Here is a 20,353-nt window from a genome sequence, read left to right on the forward strand (position 1 = left end):
GCTCTCAAATCGCAATATGAAGGCGATTTGTGACCGCCTGAACGGGACACCCAGAAAATGCCTCGGATGGCGCACCCCAACCGAAGCCTTCAGAGAAGAGATGATGAAACTGAGATAGCGGAAAACGTCGCAACGACCCTTGAGCCATCAGCGGTTTGAGCGATGCGGCCGCCCCGAACAAGGCCGCCTCTGGCGGCCGTCGGGCGCGCGGTCATGCCGGTGGCATGCGGCCCGGATGGGCAGGCCCCGGACGGTCCGGCGCGCGCGCCACTATGGGACCCAGCCTGCCCCGCCTCACAGCCCCTTGGTCAGATCGTCGATCGCCGCGAGCCCCTTCAAGAGCCGCTCCAGCCCACCGATTTCCACCATGTTCGGCCCATCGCTCGGGGCGTTGTCCGGGTCCTCGTGGGTCTCGATGAAGACCGCCGCACAGCCCACCGCCAGGGCCGCCCGCGCCAGCGGCTCGACGAATTCGCGCTGACCGCCCGAGGACGCCCCCTGCCCGCCCGGCAGCTGCACCGAATGGGTGGCGTCGAAGACCACCGGATAGCCGGTCTTGGCCATGATCGGCAGCGACCGCATGTCCGACACCAGCATGTTGTAGCCGAAGGAGGCCCCCCGCTCGCAGAGCATCACCCGCTCATTGCCGGTGGAGGCGATCTTCGCCGCCACGTTCTCCATGTCCCAGGGCGCGAGGAACTGGCCCTTCTTGACGTTGATCGCGGCCCCGGTCTCGCCGGCGGCGAGCAGCAGGTCGGTCTGGCGCGACAGGAAGGCCGGGATCTGCAGCACGTCCACCACCTCGGCCACCGCCGCGCATTGCTCAGGCCCATGCACATCCGTCAGCACCGGCACGCCGAACTCGGCCTTGATCGCGGCGAGGATCTCGAGGCCCGCCTCCATGCCCAGGCCCCGCTTGCCGCCCAATGACGAGCGGTTCGCCTTGTCGTAGCTCGCCTTGAAGATCCAGGGGCGGCCTGCGGCCTCGGAAGCGGCGGCGATCCGCGCGGCCAGCATGCGCGCGTGATCGAGGGATTCCAACTGGCAGGGCCCCGCGATCAGGGCGAACGGGGCCTTGTTAGAGACTGTTATGTCCCCGATGACGACATCCTTCATGCGATCCCTTCCTTCTGCAAAACCGCCTCGATCCGGGCGACATCCACCGGGTTGTTCAGCTCCCAGAAGACCCGGCCCCGCGCCTCGACCTCGACGCAGGTCACGGGCCAGCCATGTTCCAGGAAGCGCAGCTGCTCGAGCCCCTCGGCGCGTTCGAGCGGGCCTTCCGCCCAGGCCCCGTAGGCCCTGAGCGCCTCCGGGCGATAGGCATAGACGCCCACATGGTGCCAGACCTCGGGCGGGGCTTCGAGGCTGCCCACGTAAGGCAGCACCTCTTTCGAGAAATAAAGCGCCGTGCCGTCCCCGCGCATCACCGCGGTGGTGCCGCCCACCCGGCCTTCCCGGCGGTCGGTCACGAAATTGGCCAGCGTCCCGGGTTCGGTGCGCAGCACGGGCGTCGCCATCTGCACGGCGCTGTCGGCCTGCATGCGCGCGATCAGCGCCTCGAGGAACCAGGGCGGGGTCAAGGGCGCGTCGCCCTGCAGGTTCACCACGATCTCGGGATCGGCGCCCAGCTGCGCGAGCGCTTCCGCGCAGCGCTCGGTGCCGTTGCGGGCCTGGCTGCTCGTCATCAGCACCTCGGCGCCGAAGCCTTCGGCGGCATCGCGGATGCGGTCGTCATCGGTCAGGACGCAGACCCGGGAGACCCCCGCCACGCCCTGCGCCGCCTCCCAGCTGCGCTGGATCAGGGACGCCTTGCGCCCGGTGGCGCCGGTCAGCTCCACCAGCGGCTTGCCCGGATAGCGCGTCGAGGCGTAGCGCGCGGGAATGAAGACGACGGCGCTCATGCGACACCGGCGCGAAGCGCGTCGTGGATATGCACGAGCCCCTTCAGCGCGCCCGCCTCGTCCACCGCGAACAGCGCCGAGATCTTGCGGTCGTTCATGATCCCCAGGGCCTCCACCAGAAGCGCCTCGGGCGCGATGGTCGCGGGGGTGCGCGTGGCCACCTCGCCCGCGCGGCGCCCCATCAGCCCGTCGAGATTGCGCCGCAGGTCGCCATCGGTGATCACGCCTGCGAGCTTGCCGTCCTCGACGAGCGCGGCCACGCCGAACCCCTTGGCGGTCATGGTCAGCAGCGTCTCGCCCATATCCGTCTCGGGCCCGACCACCGGCAGCGCGTCGCCCTTATGCATGACCGCCGCCACGCTCAGAAGCTGCGCGCCCAAAGTGCCGCCGGGATGGAAGGTGCGGAAGTTCTCGCGGTCGAAGCCCCGGGCCTCCATCAGCGCCACGGCCAGCGCATCGCCCAGGGCCATGGTCATGGTGGTCGAGGTGGTGGGCGCCATGCGCAGCGCGCAGGCCTCGGGCGCGTCGGGCAGCACCAGCACGTGATCGGCCTGCCGCGCCAGCGTCGATGCGGCATTGCGGGTGATCGCCACCATCGGCACCCGGAAGCGTCTTGTATGGGCGATGATGTCGGCCAGCTCGCGGGTCTCGCCGGAATTGGAAATCAGGATCGCCGCGTCGTCGCGGGTGATCATGCCCAGATCGCCGTGGGAGGCCTCGCCGGGATGCACGAATTGCGCCGGGCTGCCGGTGGAGGCGAGGGTCGCGGCGATCTTCGCGGCCACGTGGCCCGACTTGCCCATGCCCGAGACCACGATGCGGCCCGGGATGGCGAGGAGCCGGGTGACCACCTCCTCGATCTCTGGCGAGATCTCCTCGGCCAGGCGCGCGAGGGCCGCGCTTTCGGTTTCGAGGACCGCGCGGGCGATCCGGGTGCTGCTCCGGGGGGCGGTCATGGGGGCGTGGTGTCCTTCGGGCTCGATGCGCCCGGGTGTACCGGGGCCGCCCGGCCCTGTCCACGCGCCTCTGCCCGGCCCGCAGGCAGGCCCCGGCAGCGCGGCACCACGCGCTTGCCCTGCCCGGCGGCATCGTTGACACCACGGCCCCCCTGCCCCATTCAGACCGGCAATGGTTTTGAAGCAGGGATTGATCCCATGAAGATTGCGATGATCGGCACCGGTTACGTGGGCCTCGTCTCGGGTGTGTGTTTTTCGGATTTCGGCCATGAAGTGGTCTGCGTCGACAAGGATCCGCGCAAGATCGAGATGCTGGAGCGCGGCGAGGTGCCGATCTACGAGCCCGGCCTCGACCGGCTCATGGCCCGCAACGTGGAGGCCGGGCGGCTGTCCTTCACCCGCGACATCCAGGCGGCGATCGACGGCGCCGACGCGGTCTTCATCGCCGTGGGCACGCCGACGCGCCGCGGCGACGGGCATGCGGATCTGACCTATGTGATGGCCGCCGCCGAGGAGATCGCGAAGGCCGCCGATCATTACCTCGTCATCGTGACCAAATCGACCGTGCCGGTGGGCACCAACGCCAAGGTGCGCGAGGTCGTGGCCGCGGCCAATCCGGATCTCGACTTCGACGTGGCCTCGAACCCCGAGTTTCTGCGCGAAGGCGCCGCGATCGACGATTTCATGAAGCCCGACCGCGTGGTCGTGGGCGTCGAGACCGAGCGCGCCGCACAGGTCATGCAGGACATCTACCGCCCGCTCTACCTGCGCGATTTTCCCATCGTGGTGACGGATCTCGAAAGCGCCGAGATGATCAAATACGCCGCCAACGCCTTTCTCGCCACCAAGATCACCTTCATCAACGAGATCGCTGCGCTCTGCGAAAAGGTCGGCGCGGACGTCAAGCAGGTCTCCAAGGGGATGGGGCTCGACGGGCGGATCGGCAAGACCTTCCTGCATGCGGGCCCGGGCTATGGCGGGTCGTGCTTTCCGAAGGACACCAAGGCGCTCGCCCGGATCGGCCAGGAACATGCCAGCCCGATGCAGATCACCGAGGCGGTCATCAAGATCAACGACGAGGTCAAGCGCCGCATGGTCGACAAGCTGATGGACCTCGCGGGCGGGTCGTTCAACGGCAAGGTTGTCGCCATCCTCGGGGTGACCTTCAAACCCAATACCGACGACATGCGCGACGCGCCCAGCCTCACCATCGTGCCCGCGCTCGTGGGTGGCGGTGCGAAAGTCCGCGTGGTGGATCCGCAGGGCCGCCGCGAGGGCGAGGCGCTGCTGCCCGGCGTCACCTGGGAGGCCGATCCCTATGCGGCGGCCAAGGACGCCGATCTCCTGGTGATCCTGACCGAGTGGAACGAGTTCCGCGCGCTCGACCTGAAGGCCATGGCCGGGGCGATGAAGACGCCGCGCCTGGGCGATCTGCGCAACATCTACGCGCCCGAGGATGCCCGCGCCGCGGGGTTCGAGGCCTATGCCGCGATCGGCCGGGCGGGCTATCCGGACTAGGCGAGGGGCGGGGATTCAGGGCCGGGCACGACACCCCCGGCGCGCCCCAAACCTTTCGCATGCGAAAGGTTTGGGGCCCCTGCCCCGCCGGATCGCCCGGGCAAATTCGTCTCTAATTCAGCGCAATTCCTGAACACGGCCTTAACCTGGCTCTGTCATATCCGGCCCGTCTTGGATGGAGCGTTCCGGGAATGGCGATCTACCTCCCCCCGCCCGAGGTCACGCCCAGCGTGGCCGAGCAATATTACCTGTGCCTGATCAACCGCGACCGGGCCGATCCGGCCGGCGCCTATGACCGGCTCCTGGCCGAAGCGACGCCCGGCACCGAGGCCGCGATCGCCTTCTTCGGCGTCTCGCTGTCGATGCTCGAGGATCAGCTCGCGGCCTTCCCGCCGGTTCCGCCGCTGGCCTGGAACGGCGCGCTGGCCAGCTCGGCCGAGGCGCATTCGCTGCTGATCGTCCAGTACGACACGCAATCGCACAACCTGCCCGGGGAGCCCGGCCTCTACGAACGGATCGTCGCGGCGGGCTATAGCGATCTGCGCGCGGTGGCGGAGAACGTCTATGCCTATTCCGACGGGCCGCTGCACGGCCACGCGGCCTTCCTGATCGACTGGGGCTACGGGCCCGGCGGCATGCAATCGCCCGCGGGCCACCGCATCGCCATCCTGAGCCCGACCTATACCGAGATCGGCATCGGCATCGTCACCGACACCAGCGGCGCGACCCAGGTCGGCACCGAGATCGTGACCCAGCATTTCGGCACCACCTGGGACCCGCAGGCGCAGATCGTGGGGGTGGTGATCGACGATGCCGACGGCGACGATTTCTACGATCCGGGCGAGGGCATGGGCGGCGTCACCGTCACCGCGACGGGGGTGGAGGAGACCTATGTCACCACCTCCTGGGAGGCCGGCGGCTACCAGATGGCGCTGCCGCCCGGTACCTATACGGTGACCTTCTCGGGGGGCGGGCTCGACGGGACGATCACCGAAACCGTCACTGTTTCGGCGCAAAACGTGTCGCTCGACGTGGAGGCGGACGCGGCGCGCCCGGGCGGGCTCACCCTGTCGGGGGGTGGCGGCGGCGACGTGCTGTCGGGCGGCGCGCTCGGCGATACGCTGTCCGGGCGCGGCGGCGGCGACACGCTTCAGGGCGGGGCGGGCGACGACACGATCTCCGGCGGGGCGGGCTTCGACGCGATCGAGGGCGGGGACGGCGCGGATCTCATCGAGGGGTCGGGCGGGTTCGACACGATCTCGGGCGGCGCGGGCGACGACACGCTCTCGGGCAATGCCGGCTCGGACGAGATCGCGGGCGGCACCGGCGCGGACCTGATCGAGGGCGGCATCGGCGCCGACACGCTGTCGGGCAATGCCGGGGCCGACCGGATCCTCGGCGCGGACGGCGCCGACCTGATCTCGGGGCAGGACGACAACGACACGCTGATCGGCAATGCCGGGGCCGATACGCTGTCGGGCGGCGACGGGGCCGACCTGCTGCGGGGCGGGATCAACCGCGACCGGTTGTCGGGGGGCGAGGGCGCGGACCGGCTCGAGGGCGGCGATGGCTGGGACACGCTGATGGGCGGCGCGGGCGACGACACGCTTCTCGGCAATGCTGGCAGCGACACGCTGACCGGCGGGGCGGGGGACGACCTTCTGCATGGCGGGATCGGCGCCGACACCTTCACCTTCGCCGCGGGCGAGGGCAGCGACACAATCGTCGCCTTCCAGGCCGGGATCGACACGCTGCTGCTGGACCCGGCGCTTCTTGCCGGCGCCGACCTGGCGGACCATGCGCGGCTCGAGGGTGCGGCGCTGATCCTCGATTTCGGCGCGGCGGGGCAGATCGCGCTCGACGGGGTCACGGACCTGACGGAGATCGAGGCGGATATCCTCTGGATGTGAAAATAGGCTCTGTTCTGGCCCGAAACACTCCAAAACCTTTCGCATGCGAAAGGTTTCGAACCCCCGTGACCGCCTTCCGGATACCGGGCAGAACGGCTGGAACGGCCCGCGCCGGATCGGCGGGTGGGCGCCATGACGACAGAAGGGTGCGGTTCATCCCGTCCCGCCGCTCATCGCGCGAACAGCGCGCCGCCATGCCCGAAGCGCCGGACCGGTCGGGCCGGGTCATGCCGGAGGCCTGCGTCCCGCGTGACCGCTGGCCCGGCGCCTGCGGTGCCGGTCGGGCACGGCTCCCGGCTCTGCCGGAGCTCTCCAAAACCTTTCGCATGCGAAAGGTTTTCGCCCCGCCGGATACGCGCTGTTAACCGCTTTCGGGCCAAGCTCGCGCCATGCAGCACGCCGTCCCGCCATCCGCGCCCCCTGCCCTGCCCGGCCCCGCCGCGATCACCGCGCATCCCGCGCCGCTGGCCGCCACGGCCCGTGCCATCGGCGCGCTCACCTTGCGCGAAATGGCCACGCGCTACGGGCGCAATCCGGGCGGCTATCTCTGGGCGGTGCTGGAACCCGCGGCGGGCATCGCCTTTCTCTGCGTGGTGTTCCAGGCGGGCTTCCGCGCGCCGCCGCTCGGCCACAGCTTCGCGCTGTTCTACGCCACCGGGGTCCTGCCCTTCCTGGCCTTCACCACCACCGCGATGGCGGTGGCCCAGGCGCTCAACCGCTCGCGCCCACTCTTGGCCTATCCGCGGGTTTCCTTCCTCGATGCGCTGGTGGCGAATTTCCTGCTCGCCGCGCTGACGCAGCTCGTCGTGGCGGCGCTGATCCTGGGCGGCATCGTCCTGTTCCTCGCCCCCGAGGCGCGGCTCGATCCCGGCCCGCTGGCGCTGTCCTACGCGATGACGCTGGCGCTCGGCGCGGGCATGGGGGCGGCGCTGTGCGGCCCGATCACCCGCGCGCCGCTCTGGCAATCGGTCTGGTCGGTGGCCACGCGGCCGCTGATCCTGGTCTCGGGCGTGATCCTGCTGCATGACCGCCTGCCCGATCCCTGGCGCGGCTGGCTGGAATGGAACCCGCTGACGCATGTGACCGGCGCGGCCCGCGCGGGCGTCTATGCGGGTTACGACGCGCCCTATCTCGCCCCCGGTTTCGTCTTCGCCGTGGCGGGGGTGCTGGGGCTACTGGGCCTCTTGTACCTGCGCGCGGCCCATCGCGACATTCTCGACCGCTAGGCCCCTGCCCCGGGCCTGGGCCCGGGCATCAAGGCCCCCTGTCCTCAGATCAGCCCGATATCGTTCAAGAGCGCGTTGGGATTGGTCAGATCCTCGATCACCAGCCGCCCGGCATCGAAGGTGAAGACCAGATCGCCGTCGATCACCTCGGCCATGGCGACGAGGTCCTCGGCGTCCTGCGCCCCGCCGCCCCAGAGCGCGGGATCGAGCAGCAGCGTGTCCACGTCGTTCTGGAACCCGGTGATGACCACGTTGCCTTCGGAGAAGATGAAGGTATCCGCCCCGGTCGAGCCGTCGAGCACATCGGTCCCGCCACCCCCGGTGAGCGTGTCGTCGCCCGAACCGCCATACAGCGTGTCGTCGCCCGCCCCGCCATCGAGCCGGTCCGAGCCGTTCTTGCCGATCAGCACGTCGTTGCCGCCATCCCCGAACAGCACGTCATGGCTGATCCCGCCATCGAGCCAGTCGTCATCCGCGCCGCCCGAGAGGTGGTCGCGCCCGCCGCCGCCCATCAGCGAATCGGCCCCCTGCCCGCCGGTCAGCGTGTCGTCGCCGCCATCGCCCGAGATCGTGTCGGCGCCCGCATCGCCGTGCAGGACATCGAGATTGATCCCCCCTCGATCACGTCCGCGCCGTCGCCGCCATGGGCGCTGTCCGGCCCGGCATTGCCGTAGATCAGGTCGTCGCCCGCCTCGCCCCAGAGCGTATCGGCGCCGTCATCGCCGCGCATCAGGTCGTCATCGGCGCCCCCCCAGAGCATGTCCGCCGCATTGCCGCCGATCAGCGTGTCGGCGCCGTCCGCGCCCTCGATCCGGTCGGAGCCGGCATTGCCCATGAGCGAATCCGCCCCGCGCCGCCATCGATCACGTCGAAGCCGTCGAGCCCCGTGATCGTGTCCTCTTCATCGCCGCCCAGCAGCGTATCGGCCCCGATCCCGCCATTGATGTCGTCGCGCCCGGCCCCGCCCGAGATCACGTCCGAACCGCCGCGCCCGATGATCGTGTCATTGCCCGACCCGGTCTCCAGCGTGTCGTTCCCGGTCGAGCCCGTGCGCGACACGGACGGATCCGTGGGCGCGGGCGTCAGGTCCGGCGACAGCCATTCGGGCAGGAATCGAGACGGGGCAGGCACGATCGCCACGGTCACCGCCGCCACCGAGAGCGGCGTGCCCGCGGCGCTTTCGATCACCAGGACCTCCTCGCCCGCCAGCGACATGAAGCGGATCTCCGCCCCCGTCGCCGTCGCGTTGATCGAGAGCTGCGAGGGGTCGCGGTAGAAGGCCCAGCCCGACAGGTCGAGCCTGTCTTCCGCCGGGTCGAACCCCTCGATCCGGTCGGGCACGGCATCCGAGGTCAGCACGAAGAGATCGGATCCGGCGCTCCCCGTCAGGGTGTCGGCCCCGGCGCCGTCCAGCGCCAGATTGCCCGAGATCTCGACACTGAACTGGCTGAACCCGCCATCGGCAAGGCCCAGCGTCGCCAGCCCCAGCGTGCCATCCGCCCTCTCGTAGAGCGCAAGGTCGCCGATCCCGTCCAAAGCCGTGCGGGTGGTGTCCTCGAGCACGCCGAGATGCACGAGGTCACCCTCGGGCGTGACCTGGAACAGGCTGACGCCCTGATCGGCGCCGCCGGCGGCCAGATAGGCCACCCCGTCGATCACCACCGTGTCGAGCGCGCTGACCCCGGCGAAGCGGCTGTCGCGGCTGTCCATGACGTGATCGGTGAGCGTCAGCCGCCCGCCCTCGAGCGCGTAAAGCGTCAGCGTGCCGGTCCCGGCCGCCCCGAGGATCACGAAATCGGTGCCGCCGATCGTGACCGTATCGAGCGTGATCTCGCCCGCGATGCCGGGATTGTCCGACGCGCCGAGGCGCTGCGGCGCGGTCAGCGTGCCCGAGGCGGTGATCGTGTAGCTCGTCAGATACGTCTCGCCCGACCCGGCGGCCACCAGGTGATTGTCCACCACCGCGAGATCCGTGAGCCCCGGCGCGGGCACCCCGTTCTGATCGGGCGCGCGGCTGCCCGCGCTCACGAGGGTCAGCTGCCCCGTGGCCGAGACCTGCCAGACCATGGGCGCGGTGCTGCCCGGCGCGATGCCGTAAAGATAGGTGCCGGAGGGCAGGGTGGCGACGGCCACGTCGCTCAGATCCGCGGGCACCCCCGCGGCGGCGGCATTGATCGAGATCGGGTTGCCGAAGGATCCGTCCGCATTGACCCGCACCATCACCAGCCCGGCCGCGCCGGTCCCGGTGATCAGCGCCACCTCCTGGCCCGAGGCCAGGGTCATCGGCGTGATGTCGGGGGTCACCCCCGGGACCGGACCGCCCGACAGACCCATCTGGTCTTCGGAGATCGGTCCGGTCCCCCGCAGATCCCAGGCTGACAGGCCACTCACCCCGTCACCGCTCGAGATCACTTGCAGCGTGGCCCCGTCGGGACCCTCATGCAGCGCGAATGCCCGAACCCCTTCGAGCACCCCCGCCTGGTCGGCAGACATGCTGCCGACGTGGCCGAAGACCACCTCCATCTCACACCCCGAGTTTTCCCATTCACCGCCGACGACACTGACCGGGCAGCGGGGCAGGGGAGGGGACAAGAGCGCGGCGGAAATCGGACCTTCCGGGAAAAGTCGAACGGTTTCCTTCAGGTCCCGTTAAGGCTGGTTCGGGTCGAAACCGGCGGGAAAACCTTTCGCATGCGAAAGGTTTCGGGGCGCGGCGCCTGCCAGGCAGAGCCGGGCCGCGCCTTTCTCACACCCAGCGCCCGGTCGCCGTGACCCGCACGGTACAGCTCTCGCCCGGCGCGAAATCGGTCTGGCCCGCGATCCGCGAGAGCCGCAGATCGAGCGCGGTGCCGGTACCGGCGCTGCACATGACCGGGCCGAGCCCGGCCGCGCCGGGGCTCAGCGCCGCCGCATCGGTCGCATCGATGCTGCCTTGCGCGAACGCATCGCCCGCGAAGGGCTGCGGCAGCGTCCACGTGGCGCCGAGCGTGGCGGCATCGAGCCGCGTCAGCGTCACCGCCCCCCAGGCGATCTGGGTGCCGCAGGCCAGCCGCAGGTAATCCGCGCCCGCCTCCAGCACCGCACCGGTGGGCGTGCCGCCGGCCTGCGCCACGGCGCCCAGCACATTGCCCGGCCCGTAACCCCAATCGGCGCGCATGAGCCGCCCCGGCGTCGTGTCGGTCGCCGCCCCTTGCACCGCGGCGCCCGAGGCGTGGCCGGTGGCCGGGTCGAAGACCAGCGCCTCGGCCCAGGCCACCCCGTCGGCGCTGACCTTGATGGCGAAGCCGTCGGTCCCGGCAGTGCCCATCTCGGCGCGGCCCGACCAGCCGGTCTGGAACAGCAGGCTTGCCGTATCGCCCGGGGCGGCCTTGTTGATCTTCACTTGGTGGCCCGCGCCCTCATGGGTCAGCAGCGTCGCCGGGGCGGAGACCGCCAGCCGGTTGGTCGCATCGCTCGTGGCGTTGATGCCGAGGCCCGGCAGGTTCTGCAGATCCCCGCCGACCGGCGTCCAGGCCGCGCCGTCCCAGACGACCATCTCGGCGGCATCGGCCACATAGGCCTGCCAGCCGGTGCCCGGGGTCAGGAAATGCCAGGCCCCGCCTTCATGGACCGCGACGTCATCGGCCCGGCCCGTCCAGGCGCCGGTCGGGGCAGCCCCGACGATATGGCGCTGCCCGTCGGCGGGCGTGGCGGGCGGCGCGGTCCGGCCGCGATCCACCACGCCCAGCTGCACGATCATGTCGAGACGGCGCAGCGCCTCGTTATGGGTGACGTGTTTCTGGGCCTGGGACGGGGCCATATAGGGCAGGCCGAGAAAGGCTGAGGTGAACATGGGTGACTTCCCCCGGGGGCTGATGTGACCAAGGGGACGCTCGGTCGCCGGGGTGAAGGCCCGCCTAAGGGCGCGCGCGTTGCGCGGAGGGACCGGGCAGGGGCAGGGGGCGGGGCAGGGGGCGAACCTTTCGCATGCGAAAGGTTTCGGGCCGGGCGGCGCCCGCGCGGTCAGTCCCGGCTTTTCAGCCAATCCTCGAGCTCGGCCACGAAATCCGGCGTGATGCGGCGGCCCTTCAGAAGGATCCGGCCCCGCGCGGGATCGGCGGCGATGGAGAGCCCCTCGATCAGCGTCCTGTCCGCCGGTTTCCTCTCTGTTTCAGCGGATTGTGCCGGTTTCGGCGCCGGGGCGGGACGGGTCTCCATCACGCGGCGCAGCATCTCGGCCTCGGCCTCGGGCGTGACCTCGGGCAGGGCGGCATGGGCGCGGGCGATCCTTTCGCCGAGATCGGGCCGGTCCTTCAGCGCGCGCGCCAGGGCCAGGCCCAGATGTTCGGGCAGGCGCGCGGGATGGGCCAGCACCCCGTCGAGCGCCGAGACCACCGGCAGGAAGGACTTGATCTTCGAGCGCTTGGAATAGGAGACCGAGGCGAACAGCCCGCCCAACGCGTCCTTCTCCCGCGCGAAGACACCCGCCTCGAGGGCGCGGGCGACGATTCGGGCGCGTTCGAAGAACGACAGGCCCGCGCGGATCTCGTTCTCCTCGACCATGGCGCGGTAGGCATCGGCGCGGTCGCGGGGCAGGCGCAGGAGCGCGCGGATGCGGGTGTAGCGCTGGAGCCCGTTCGCCTCCTCGCAGAGCGCGCGCAGCGCGGCGAGCCGCCGCCAGCCCGACAGGAGCCCGTAGCGCGGATGCCGTCCCTCGCCGCGATCCACCACCTCGATCGGGGTCTGCTGGCCGCGTTCGCGGATGGATTGCTTGAGTTCGTCCAGCGCCTCGGGATCGAGGTCGATGCGGTCGCGGATCAGGTGCTCGCTGTCGATCTCCTCGAGCGGCAGATCGAGCACCAGCCGCCCTTCCTCGCGGGCGCGGGTCAGCTCTCCGGCGACCTCCTCGAAGGCCGCCGCCGCCGCGGCCTCGCCGGCGACATCGGCGATCGGCGCGCGGCTCGGGGCAGGGGCGAAGGGGCCGGTGAGATGCGCCTCGAGGTAATCGGATTGCGCCGGGCTCAGGCGTTTGCGTTTGGCCATGACAGCGCCTCCTTTTTCGCCGCAACAGGGTCTGCACAGGGGTCTTGCCAAAACCTGACCCGCCCGTGCGGAAGGCGGCGCAGGCTCATTCCGCGGCCTCCGCCCGGGCCAGCTCCTCGCGCCGCCAGACCCCCAGCAGCAGCCGCTTGAAGGCGGCATAGGTCGCATCGAAGGTCTCGCGGCCCCGCACATAGGTCTCGCGGTTGAAATCGCGGTAATCGGCCTCGTAGATGCCCGCGACCTGCTCGCCCGCCTGGCCGATGAGGGCGGTGTAATCCTGCTTGTGGGGCGACAGGGTCTGGCCGAGATAGGCCTGCATCAGCGCCGCGAGTTCGCCCTGCTGCGCGCCGTCATAGCGGGTGATGAGCGCGCGCACCGCGTCCCACTGGAAGGCCAGCCCCTCGCGCCCCAGCGCGCGGGCGGCCATGTTCTCGGCCTCCTCGATGGAGCGGAAGGTGGAATGCAGCATGTCGAAGAAGCGCCCGGTCGAATCGAATTCCAGAAAGGAGGCGCCGAGCGGCACCAGCAGGATATCGGCGGCGGCCAGCCCGTTGATCGTGAGATAGCCGAGCGCCGGCGGCGTATCGAGGAAAATCAGGTCGTAATCCTGCAGCACCCCGTCCGCCTCGAGGCTGTCGGTCAGCGCATCCCAGAGCTTCCAGGAGCGCCCCTGCATGCGCCAGACGGGGATCTGGAACTCCGCCCAGTAGAGATTGAGCTGCGCGCCGATGAGGTCGATATTGGGCCAGTGCGTGGGCTGGACGAGGTCGCGCGCAGTGGCCCCGAGCGCCTCGGAGAGCGTCTCGTCGAGGGGGGCCGGCGCCTCGCCGCGGGCCTCGCGGGCGCGGTTCTCGCCCTGCATGTGGCGCGCGTAATGCCGCGCGAGCAGCGGGAACACCGTGCCCCATTCATCCGCGACCTTGCCGCCGAAGATCGAGGTCATCGAGCCCTGGCTGTCCAGATCGATCACCAGCACCTTGTAGCCGTCGAGCGCCGCCGACATCGCCAGATGCGCCGCGGTCGAGGTCTTGCCGACGCCGCCCTTGAAATTGGCCACCGCGACCATCTTGGCGGGCAGGCCCGCGGGGCGGTAGGGACGGTATTCCTTGGCCCGGCTGCCCGCCGCGCTGAAATGCGCGCGCAGCCGCAGCACCTCCTCGAAGGTGAACCACTTGGCGCCGCCCTCGGTCTCGGACCGGCCCTGGGGCAGGTCGGGGTTCTGGCGCAGCACGCGGCGGAAATGCGCGGCGGCGACGGGGATGAGGTAGCGGGTGATCTCCCAGGTGGAAAACAGCCTGAGCTGCTTGCGCCCGCTCTCGTCGAGCCCGCGCGAGGACAGGTCCGCGCGGCCCCGGGCGCAGGCCTCGGCGATCTGGGCGAAGCGCGCGGTGGAGGCATCGCCGTCGAGCTCGGCCATGGCGCGATCGGGATCGATGTTGAAATAGGGCGGTAGGGCCGTCTGGTCTTGTGCCATCTTCTGCTCGATGTGCTGTGTTTTGGGCACTATACCCCGAAACCCGTCACATCCAAGGATTTTGGCGACACCGCCCCCGCTTTTTGCCGCTTTCCCGGCAAATCCCCCGGGATCCTGCCCGTGCATGGCGCGGGATCGATGCGCGATCCGGCCGCGCAGCTTGTTAAATTGAGTTAGTAATGTGTTACGGGGTCAAGCCCCGGTGATATTTTTCCCCGATAACAGGGGGTTCGGAGCCCGCCGGGAGGCCCTGGCGATTCCGAAACCACGTTGAGGCGATTCCAAACCCCCGAAGCGGCGATTCCGAAAACCCGTTCGGAGGGTCCGGGCGCTGGACCGGGCCTGTGGATATCTTTACGCTCGGTGTCACCGAAACCACGAATCTCCAGCAGGACCCGGGCGCGAAGATCCGGGCGGGGCCGTGGCGAGCAGTAGAACGAGGACAGACCCCGTGACAGGCATTCCCGGACCCGGCGCTTCCGCGTTGGGGCCGCTTCATCACCCGACGCCGGATTTCTTCGTCTGCGACATCTTCGATGCTGCCCCGAAGGACGACCTGGCCTCGATGGAACACCCGATGTTCTCGCTCGCGACGCGCCCCGACCGGCGCATCCTGCGCTATGCCCATAACGGCACCGAGATCGAGGTGACGCCCTCGGTCAAGGGGCTGGCCACGATCCACGACAAGGACATCCTGATCTACTGCATCTCGCAGCTCATGGCGGCGGTGAATGCGGGCCGGGCGGTGTCGCGCCATCTGCACCTGACCGCGCATGACCTCCTCGTGGCCACCAACCGCGAGACCAGCGGCGACGCTTACCGGCGGCTGCGCGAGGCCTTCGAGCGGCTCGCGGGCACGCGCATCACCACCAATTACGAAACCGGCGGCGAAGAGGTCACCTCGGGCTTCGGCCTGATCGAGAGCTGGCGCATCGTGCGCAAGACCCGCGGCGGGCGGATGGCCTCGGTGTCGGTCACGCTGTCGGACTGGCTCTACCGCGCGGTGCTGGCGAAATCGGTGCTGACGCTTTCCCGCGATTACTTCCGGCTTCGAAAGCCGCTCGAGCGACGGATCTACGAACTCGCGCGCAAGCATTGCGGCCGGCAGCCCGAATGGCGCGTCTCGGTCGAGGTGCTCCTGAAGAAATCGGGCTCGGCCTCGCCGCGCCGGGTCTTCCGCGCGAAACTGCGCGACATGATCGCCGCCGATCACCTGCCCGATTATCATCTGGCCGAGGCGCCCGGCGACGTGATCCGCATCACGCCGCGCCGCCTGCGCGCGCCCCGTCCGCCGGTGCTGGCGCCCGAGACGCTGGAGGCCGCGCGCGCGCTGGTGCCCGGCGCCGATATCTACGCGCTGCAGGCCGAATGGCAGGGGGTCTGGGCGGCCACCGGCGCGCCGCGCCTGACCGATCCCGACCGCGCCTTTTTGGGCTGGGCGCGCAAACGACGCTGAGGAGAGACCATGCAGATCGACGAGACCGCCCTCGAGGGCGTGCTGATCCTGACGCCGCGCCGCTTCGGCGACCACCGGGGCTTTTTCGAGGAGACCTGGAACCGCGATGTCTATCAAGCGGCGGGGCTCCACTTCGACTGGCGCCAGGACAACCATTCGCTGTCGGCGGCGGCGGGCACCGTGCGGGGGCTGCATTTCCAGGCGCCGCCACGCGCGCAGGACAAGCTGGTGCGCTGCGGGCGCGGCGCGCTTTTCGACGTGGCGGTCGATATCCGGCAGGGCAGCCCGACCTACGGGGCCTGGGTGGGCGTGGAGCTGACGCCCGAGAACGGCCGCCAGCTGCTGGTGCCCGCGGGCTTCGCCCATGGCTTCATGACGCTGACCGCCGAGACCGAGATCGTCTACAAATGCTCCGACACCTATGCGCCCGAAACCGAAGGCGCGCTCTTGTGGAACGATCCGGAGATCGGCATCGCCTGGCCCGATCCCGGCGTGCCGCCGATCCTGTCCGACAAGGACGCCGCCGCGCCGGGGCTTGCGGGCTTCACCACCCCCTTCACGGGCGGCTGAGCCCGTGGCGCCCCATGCGCGCTACCTGGCCACCCGCCATTTCGGCGCGCTCGACGGGGCGCGGGCGCTGGCCATCGCGATGGTGCTCTACCACCACTCCCCGGTGGGCGCGGCGCTGAGCGACGGGCCGGTGATCGCCGCGCGCGGCTTTCTCGGCGTCGATCTCTTCTTCGTGCTCTCGGGCTACCTGATCACCACGCTCCTGCTGCGCGAACGGGACCGGACGGGCGCCATCTCGCTCGGCGGTTTCTACTGGCGGCGCGCCTTGCGGATCCTGCCGCTCTACCTCGTCGTGGTGACCGCGGTCGGGGGCTATTACGTGCTGGTGAAGGGCGAGGCCGAGGCGGCCCGGCTCTGGCCCTTCTACTATCTCTTCCTCGCCAATTTCCTGACCGCCGACATCCCCAACCTCGCGCCGATGTGGTCGCTCTCGGTCGAGGAGCAATATTACCTGCTCTGGCCGCTTCTCCTGATCCTCTTGCCCGCGCGCTGGCTGTTGCCGGTGCTGGCGGCGGGGATCGCGGTGAACGTGGCGGGCGTGATCGGGGTCTTCGGCCTCACCGCGCCCGAATGGGGCCCCCTGCGGTTCGCGCTGCCCGTCGCGACCTATGCGCCGATCCTGATGGGCTCGGGCCTCGCGATCGTGCTGCATGGCGCCCGGGGCTTCGCGGCGCTCTGGCCGGTCCTCGGCGCCCGCTGGGCGAGCCCGGCCGCGCTGATCCTCCTGGTGGCGCTGCTGGCCGTTCTGCCCCGCGACGTCACCGGCCTGCCGAACCTTGTGCTGCATCTCGCGATGACGGCGTTGCTGGCGGCCCTCGTGATGCGCGAGGACAGCGCCCTGGCGCCGGTCCTGCGGCTGGCGCCCGTGGCGCGCCTGGGCGCGGTCAGCTACGGGCTCTACCTGTTGCACCTGCCGGTCCTGCACGTGGTCCGCGAGGCCGCGGAGGCCTTGGGGCTCGGGCTCGGGACGGTGCTGTTCCACCTCGTTTACTGGGGCGCCTGCTGGCTCGTGGCGGAGGTCAGTTTCCGCGGGTTCGAGACTGTTTTCCTGAACATGCGGCACAAGCCGCGGGAAAGCGTCGGCGCCGCGCAGTGACCCGGGGCGCGGAACAAGGCTGCCAATATGCAGGCGGTTGAAGGCGCCGGTCCGGCGCTGGAGCGCGGCGGCTGTCAGCAGCCTTGTTCCGCGCTCCGGGGCACCTCACCCCCGCCAGCTTGCGGGCACCGCATCGCCGAACCGCGCGCGCACCGCCTCGTATTGCGGGGCGAAGGCCGCGCGGAAGGCCTCGGCCAGATCCTCGGGCAGGGGCAGGGACGCGCCCGCATTCACCCGCGCGGACAGATCCGGCACCACCGGCGCGATGCCGAGAAAGGCGCAGAGCGACGCCGTCACCGAGACGTCCCGCACCATGTCCTCGTAGAACAGCACCCGCAGCCGTTCGGGCGCCACCGCCCGGTCGAGCGCGCGCAGGGTGCGGGCGTAATCGGCCCGTTCGATATTCGGCAGGCGGCCGGTCTCGATCAGGTGGCGTGCGCGGGCGGTCGCGGTCTCGAACAGGGTCTCGGCGCTGGCGCCGGGTCCCATCTGCACGCCCGCGGCCATGCGGATCTGCGACCACATCCGCGCCACCGGATCGCGCAGCACGAAGACGAAGCGCGCCTGCCCGATCGTCGCCATGTCGGCGTAATCGCGCGCCGGCAGGATCGCGTAGGCGGGGGTGATGTCGGCGACCACGGCCTGCCCGTCGAGGCCGCGGGTGATGTAGTCGATATAGGGCGCGTGCCGGTCGGGCCCGGTGCCCGCGCCGCCCATCATCGCCAGAAGATCGAAGGCGGCCTGCGCGCGGGCCAGGACCTGCGGGCGCGGCCCGGCCTCGGCCAGCGCCTCGGTCGCGCGGGTCATCTCCGTCAGGCGCGTCTGCCAGGACAGCTTGCCCATGCCGCCGCGGATGTCGAAGTAATGCAGCTCCTTCACCGGGGGCAGGTGCAGGTCCGGGCTTTGCCCCAGCGTGCGGTGCAGGAAGGTCGTGCCGGCCTTCTGCGCGCCGATCACGAACAGCATCCGTGCACCCCCGGGCAGGGCGACGGGCGGCAGGAGGGGCAGGGCGGGCGCGGTCATGCGGCGCGCTTCCGCTCGTGATGGGCGATGGCCGCCTCCACGTCGTCGAACAGCGTCAGCTGCCCGCCCTCGAGCACCGCGCCCATCTCGCAGAGCTGCCGGATCTGGCCCGCCGCATGGCTGACCACGATGGCCCCCGCCCGCGCCAGCCGCGCCCGGAGAAGCGCGCGGGATTTCTGCAGGAAGGCCGCGTCGCCCGCGGCCAGCGCCTCGTCCAGGAGATAGGTGTCGAAATCGAGCGCCATGTTGATCCCGAAGGCGAGCCGCGCCTTCATTCCGCTGGAATAGTGCCGCACCGGCGCGCGGAAGGCCGCGCCCAGCTCGGCGAAGTCCTCGACGAAGGCGCAGACATCGCCGGTCTCGGCGCCATAAAGCCGGGCCACGAACCGGGTGTTCTGAGCGCCGGTCAGATCGCCGTGCAACGCCGAGGCGAGCCCCACCGGATAGGAGATGCGCCCCGCCGTCAGCACCCGGCCCCCGTCGGGGCGGCAGGTGCCCGCGATCATCCGCAGCAGCGTCGACTTGCCCGCCCCGTTCCGCCCCAGAAGCCCGATCGACACGCCGCCCGGAAGCGTGGCAGTGATGCCGCCCGCCACCACCACGCGGCCGCCGTCGCGGGCGAAGCTCTTCTGCAGGTTCTCGAGCACCACCATCAGCGCCGGTCCCGGATCGACCAGGCGGTCAGCACCGCCATCGCCCAGGCCAGCACCGCGAAGAAGGCCACCGCGCCGAGGGTGAGCCAGCGCTGCGGACGCAGCGCCGCCTCGGGCGGGGTCGGCTCCAGGTGCAGGGCGAGATAGCGCGATTGCCGCTGCGCCTCGGCCAGCGCGGATTCGAGGCTGGCGCGGGCGGCGGTGTAATTCTCCTCGGCGAAGCGCAGATCGACGGCGAGCGTTTCGTATTCGCCGACGAGATCGGCGAAGGCCGCCCCGCCCAGACCGGCGCCCAGACCGGTGCCGCCCGCCGCATCGGACGCACCGGGCGCGCCGGACGTACCGGGCGCTCCGGGGCCGAAGCGCGCGCGCTCGCTCGAAAGCCGCGCCTCGATCACCGCGACGCGCTGCTCGGCGCCCTCGATGCGGAACCGCGCATCGGGCGCGGTCTGGCGGATGAGATCGAGCTCGATGATGGCCTGGGCCAGCTGCTCCTGCAGCGAGGACATGACCCCGGTCTGCACCTGCAGCGCCGAGACCGGATCGACGATCTGGGTGCGGTTGCGGAACCGCGTCAGCGCCGCCCGCGCATCGCCGAGCTGCGCCTTGGCGCGCGCCAGCTCGCCGCGGGCATGGCCGATCGCATCCTCCCGCGCCAGCGCCGAGAGCCGGTTCGTCAGCGCGGTGCTTTCCGCCACCACCGCCTCGGCGATGGCCTGGGCCGCGCCGGGGCTGAACGCCTCCACCTCGAGGGCCAGAAGCCCGGTGCCCGCCATCCGCTCGATCCGCACGCGGCGCTGCCAGTAGCGGGTCAGATCCTCGATCGTGCCGGGGGCGGCATAGGCGAAGACCGGATCGCTGTCCGGATCGGTCAGGGCGCGGCCGGGCACGGACCAGAGCGCGCGCAGGTCGAGCGCCGCGTCGATCCGCGCCACGAGGCCGGGCGATTGGATGTAGTGATAGAGGATGTCGGTATCGTCCGAGGTCGAGGCCGACAGGTCCGCGACCCCGCCCAGAAGCTCGAGCGGCGAGGAGGTCTCCTCGGAGCGGACCGAGAAGCCCGCCTCGGAGACGAAGCGCGGCGCCGCGCGGTCCCATAGGTACCAGGCGGTCAGGGCCGTGGGCAGCACCACGCAAAACAGCGCCGAGACGAGAATGCCCGCATGCCGCCGCCGCGGCCGGGCGGGCCGGACCCCGGGCAGGGGGCGGACGGTCTGATCGGCGGCGGCGGCCGGGTTGGGCCCCGGGGCGTGAACCGGGGCCGGTTTCGGGCCGGGCGCGGCCTTGGGCTGGGCGCGGGGATCGGTCCGGCGCAGCGTCTCGAACAGCGCGCTGCGGTCGACCGTACCGGTTGCGGGGGCGGTTTTGGCCATTGTCGGGGCCTTGGACTGGGCCTTGGCTTGGGCCTTGGACTGGGCCTTTGCCGGGGCTTTTGCCGGGGCGTTTGTCTGGGGGATCGGGGACCGGGCGGCGGTCATGGCCATCTCCTTCTGGCAGGACGGGCGGGCAAAGCAGGGCGGAAAGGCAGGACGGGCAGGAGGCACG

Annotated in this window: 18 protein-coding genes and 1 pseudogene; 7 read left to right on the forward strand and 12 right to left on the reverse strand. The window is 70.6% G+C overall.

Annotated elements, in window-relative coordinates; all coding sequences use genetic code 11:
- Positions 1-118, forward strand: a pseudogene (locus BW990_RS22410) (IS30 family transposase); the annotation flags it as partial.
- Between the two features lie 176 nt (positions 119-294).
- On the opposite strand, the gene kdsA reads toward BW990_RS22410, so the two are convergent.
- From kdsA to BW990_RS20440, 3 genes are read right to left on the reverse strand one after another with little or no spacing between them, the layout of a single operon-like run.
- Positions 295-1,116, reverse strand: coding sequence for a 3-deoxy-8-phosphooctulonate synthase (gene kdsA / locus BW990_RS20430; protein ID WP_076451283.1), 822 nt, complete (start codon positions 1,114-1,116; stop codon positions 295-297).
- Complete coding sequence (locus BW990_RS20435) at positions 1,113-1,904, reverse strand: 3-deoxy-manno-octulosonate cytidylyltransferase (RefSeq protein WP_076451284.1); 792 nt, start codon at positions 1,902-1,904, stop codon at positions 1,113-1,115. The genes kdsA and BW990_RS20435 overlap by 4 nt, the downstream gene beginning before the upstream one ends.
- Positions 1,901-2,860, reverse strand: coding sequence for a KpsF/GutQ family sugar-phosphate isomerase (locus BW990_RS20440; RefSeq protein WP_076451286.1), 960 nt, complete (start codon positions 2,858-2,860; stop codon positions 1,901-1,903). The genes BW990_RS20435 and BW990_RS20440 overlap by 4 nt, the downstream gene beginning before the upstream one ends.
- Before the next feature lie 198 nt (positions 2,861-3,058).
- Here BW990_RS20440 and BW990_RS20445 point away from each other — a divergent pair, with 198 nt between their 5' ends.
- The 3 genes from BW990_RS20445 (at position 3,059) to BW990_RS20455 (ending at position 7,514) form a co-directional block, all read left to right on the forward strand.
- A complete protein-coding gene (locus tag BW990_RS20445; protein WP_076451288.1) occupies positions 3,059-4,378 on the forward strand; it encodes a UDP-glucose dehydrogenase family protein in 1,320 nt (439 codons plus the stop codon).
- A 191-nt stretch (positions 4,379-4,569) separates the two neighbouring features.
- Positions 4,570-6,288, forward strand: coding sequence for a CAP domain-containing protein (locus BW990_RS20450; protein ID WP_076451290.1), 1,719 nt, complete (start codon positions 4,570-4,572; stop codon positions 6,286-6,288).
- Between the two features lie 389 nt (positions 6,289-6,677).
- On the forward strand, positions 6,678-7,514 hold the full coding sequence (locus tag BW990_RS20455; RefSeq protein WP_083950753.1) for an ABC transporter permease: 837 nt from the start codon (positions 6,678-6,680) through the stop codon (positions 7,512-7,514).
- A 44-nt stretch (positions 7,515-7,558) separates the two neighbouring features.
- Here BW990_RS20455 and BW990_RS20460 read toward each other — a convergent pair whose 3' ends face one another.
- From BW990_RS20460 to BW990_RS20485, 6 genes are all read right to left on the reverse strand, one after another.
- The gene (locus BW990_RS20460) at positions 7,559-8,125 is read right to left on the reverse strand and encodes a calcium-binding protein (protein ID WP_407690152.1); all 567 of its coding nucleotides are present in this window, start codon (positions 8,123-8,125) and stop codon (positions 7,559-7,561) included.
- Positions 8,053-8,349, reverse strand: coding sequence for a calcium-binding protein (locus BW990_RS20465; RefSeq protein ID WP_076451294.1), 297 nt, complete (start codon positions 8,347-8,349; stop codon positions 8,053-8,055). The genes BW990_RS20460 and BW990_RS20465 overlap by 73 nt, the downstream gene beginning before the upstream one ends.
- Positions 8,295-10,007, reverse strand: coding sequence for a calcium-binding protein (locus tag BW990_RS20470; protein WP_159441706.1), 1,713 nt, complete (start codon positions 10,005-10,007; stop codon positions 8,295-8,297). Before BW990_RS20470 ends, BW990_RS20465 begins: the two co-directional genes overlap by 55 nt.
- Before the next feature lie 253 nt (positions 10,008-10,260).
- Complete coding sequence (locus BW990_RS20475) at positions 10,261-11,346, reverse strand: DUF2793 domain-containing protein (protein ID WP_076451297.1); 1,086 nt, start codon at positions 11,344-11,346, stop codon at positions 10,261-10,263.
- A 170-nt stretch (positions 11,347-11,516) separates the two neighbouring features.
- The gene (locus tag BW990_RS20480) at positions 11,517-12,536 is read right to left on the reverse strand and encodes a ParB/RepB/Spo0J family partition protein (protein WP_076451299.1); all 1,020 of its coding nucleotides are present in this window, start codon (positions 12,534-12,536) and stop codon (positions 11,517-11,519) included.
- Positions 12,537-12,621: 85 nt separating this feature from the next.
- A complete protein-coding gene (locus BW990_RS20485) occupies positions 12,622-14,010 on the reverse strand; it encodes an AAA family ATPase (RefSeq protein ID WP_076451301.1) in 1,389 nt (462 codons plus the stop codon).
- 460 nt (positions 14,011-14,470) lie between these two features.
- On the opposite strand from BW990_RS20485, the gene BW990_RS20490 reads away from it, so the two are divergent.
- The 3 genes from BW990_RS20490 to BW990_RS20500 are packed head-to-tail and all read left to right on the forward strand — an operon-like array spanning position 14,471 to position 17,132.
- On the forward strand, positions 14,471-15,466 hold the full coding sequence (locus BW990_RS20490) for a replication initiator protein A (RefSeq protein ID WP_234990328.1): 996 nt from the start codon (positions 14,471-14,473) through the stop codon (positions 15,464-15,466).
- Positions 15,467-15,475: 9 nt separating this feature from the next.
- Entirely contained in the window at positions 15,476-16,036 is a 561-nt protein-coding gene (rfbC, locus tag BW990_RS20495) for a dTDP-4-dehydrorhamnose 3,5-epimerase (protein WP_076451305.1), read from the forward strand.
- Positions 16,037-16,040: 4 nt separating this feature from the next.
- A complete protein-coding gene (locus BW990_RS20500; RefSeq protein ID WP_234990327.1) occupies positions 16,041-17,132 on the forward strand; it encodes an acyltransferase family protein in 1,092 nt (363 codons plus the stop codon).
- A gap of 105 nt (positions 17,133-17,237) precedes the next feature.
- On the opposite strand, the gene BW990_RS20505 is transcribed toward BW990_RS20500, so the two are convergent.
- From BW990_RS20505 to BW990_RS20515, 3 genes are read right to left on the reverse strand one after another with little or no spacing between them, the layout of a single operon-like run.
- The gene (locus BW990_RS20505; RefSeq protein WP_076451309.1) at positions 17,238-18,155 is read right to left on the reverse strand and encodes a sulfotransferase family protein; all 918 of its coding nucleotides are present in this window, start codon (positions 18,153-18,155) and stop codon (positions 17,238-17,240) included.
- Positions 18,152-18,808 carry an ABC transporter ATP-binding protein gene (locus BW990_RS20510; RefSeq protein ID WP_076451311.1) on the reverse strand — a complete coding sequence of 219 codons (657 nt, stop codon included), beginning with the start codon at positions 18,806-18,808 and terminating at the stop codon, positions 18,152-18,154. The genes BW990_RS20505 and BW990_RS20510 overlap by 4 nt, the downstream gene beginning before the upstream one ends.
- A complete protein-coding gene (locus BW990_RS20515; RefSeq protein WP_083950754.1) occupies positions 18,808-20,181 on the reverse strand; it encodes a KpsE/RkpR family capsule polysaccharide export protein in 1,374 nt (457 codons plus the stop codon). The genes BW990_RS20510 and BW990_RS20515 overlap by 1 nt, the downstream gene beginning before the upstream one ends.
- Positions 20,182-20,353 lie beyond the last annotated feature (172 nt).

Origin of the sequence: Roseivivax lentus, assembly GCF_900156805.1 — a bacterium.
In the GTDB taxonomy this organism is placed as follows: domain Bacteria; phylum Pseudomonadota; class Alphaproteobacteria; order Rhodobacterales; family Rhodobacteraceae; genus Roseivivax; species Roseivivax lentus.

Coding starts and splice junctions, on each gene's coding strand:
- BW990_RS20480 (WP_076451299.1), bottom strand. CDS start 12,536: ATGGCCAAACGCAAACGCCTGAGCCCGGCGCAATCCGATTACCTCGAG.
- BW990_RS20505 (WP_076451309.1), bottom strand. CDS start 18,155: ATGACCGCGCCCGCCCTGCCCCTCCTGCCGCCCGTCGCCCTGCCCGGG.
- BW990_RS20485 (WP_076451301.1), bottom strand. CDS start 14,010: ATGGCACAAGACCAGACGGCCCTACCGCCCTATTTCAACATCGATCCC.
- BW990_RS20515 (WP_083950754.1), bottom strand. CDS start 20,181: ATGGCCAAAACCGCCCCCGCAACCGGTACGGTCGACCGCAGCGCGCTG.
- BW990_RS20510 (WP_076451311.1), bottom strand. CDS start 18,808: ATGGTGGTGCTCGAGAACCTGCAGAAGAGCTTCGCCCGCGACGGCGGC.
- BW990_RS20475 (WP_076451297.1), bottom strand. CDS start 11,346: ATGTTCACCTCAGCCTTTCTCGGCCTGCCCTATATGGCCCCGTCCCAG.
- BW990_RS20450 (WP_076451290.1), top strand. CDS start 4,570: ATGGCGATCTACCTCCCCCCGCCCGAGGTCACGCCCAGCGTGGCCGAG.
- BW990_RS20440 (WP_076451286.1), bottom strand. CDS start 2,860: ATGACCGCCCCCCGGAGCAGCACCCGGATCGCCCGCGCGGTCCTCGAA.
- BW990_RS20435 (WP_076451284.1), bottom strand. CDS start 1,904: ATGAGCGCCGTCGTCTTCATTCCCGCGCGCTACGCCTCGACGCGCTAT.
- rfbC (WP_076451305.1), top strand. CDS start 15,476: ATGCAGATCGACGAGACCGCCCTCGAGGGCGTGCTGATCCTGACGCCG.
- BW990_RS20455 (WP_083950753.1), top strand. CDS start 6,678: ATGCAGCACGCCGTCCCGCCATCCGCGCCCCCTGCCCTGCCCGGCCCC.
- BW990_RS20470 (WP_159441706.1), bottom strand. CDS start 10,007: ATGTCTGCCGACCAGGCGGGGGTGCTCGAAGGGGTTCGGGCATTCGCG.
- kdsA (WP_076451283.1), bottom strand. CDS start 1,116: ATGAAGGATGTCGTCATCGGGGACATAACAGTCTCTAACAAGGCCCCG.
- BW990_RS20445 (WP_076451288.1), top strand. CDS start 3,059: ATGAAGATTGCGATGATCGGCACCGGTTACGTGGGCCTCGTCTCGGGT.
- BW990_RS20465 (WP_076451294.1), bottom strand. CDS start 8,349: ATGGGCAATGCCGGCTCCGACCGGATCGAGGGCGCGGACGGCGCCGAC.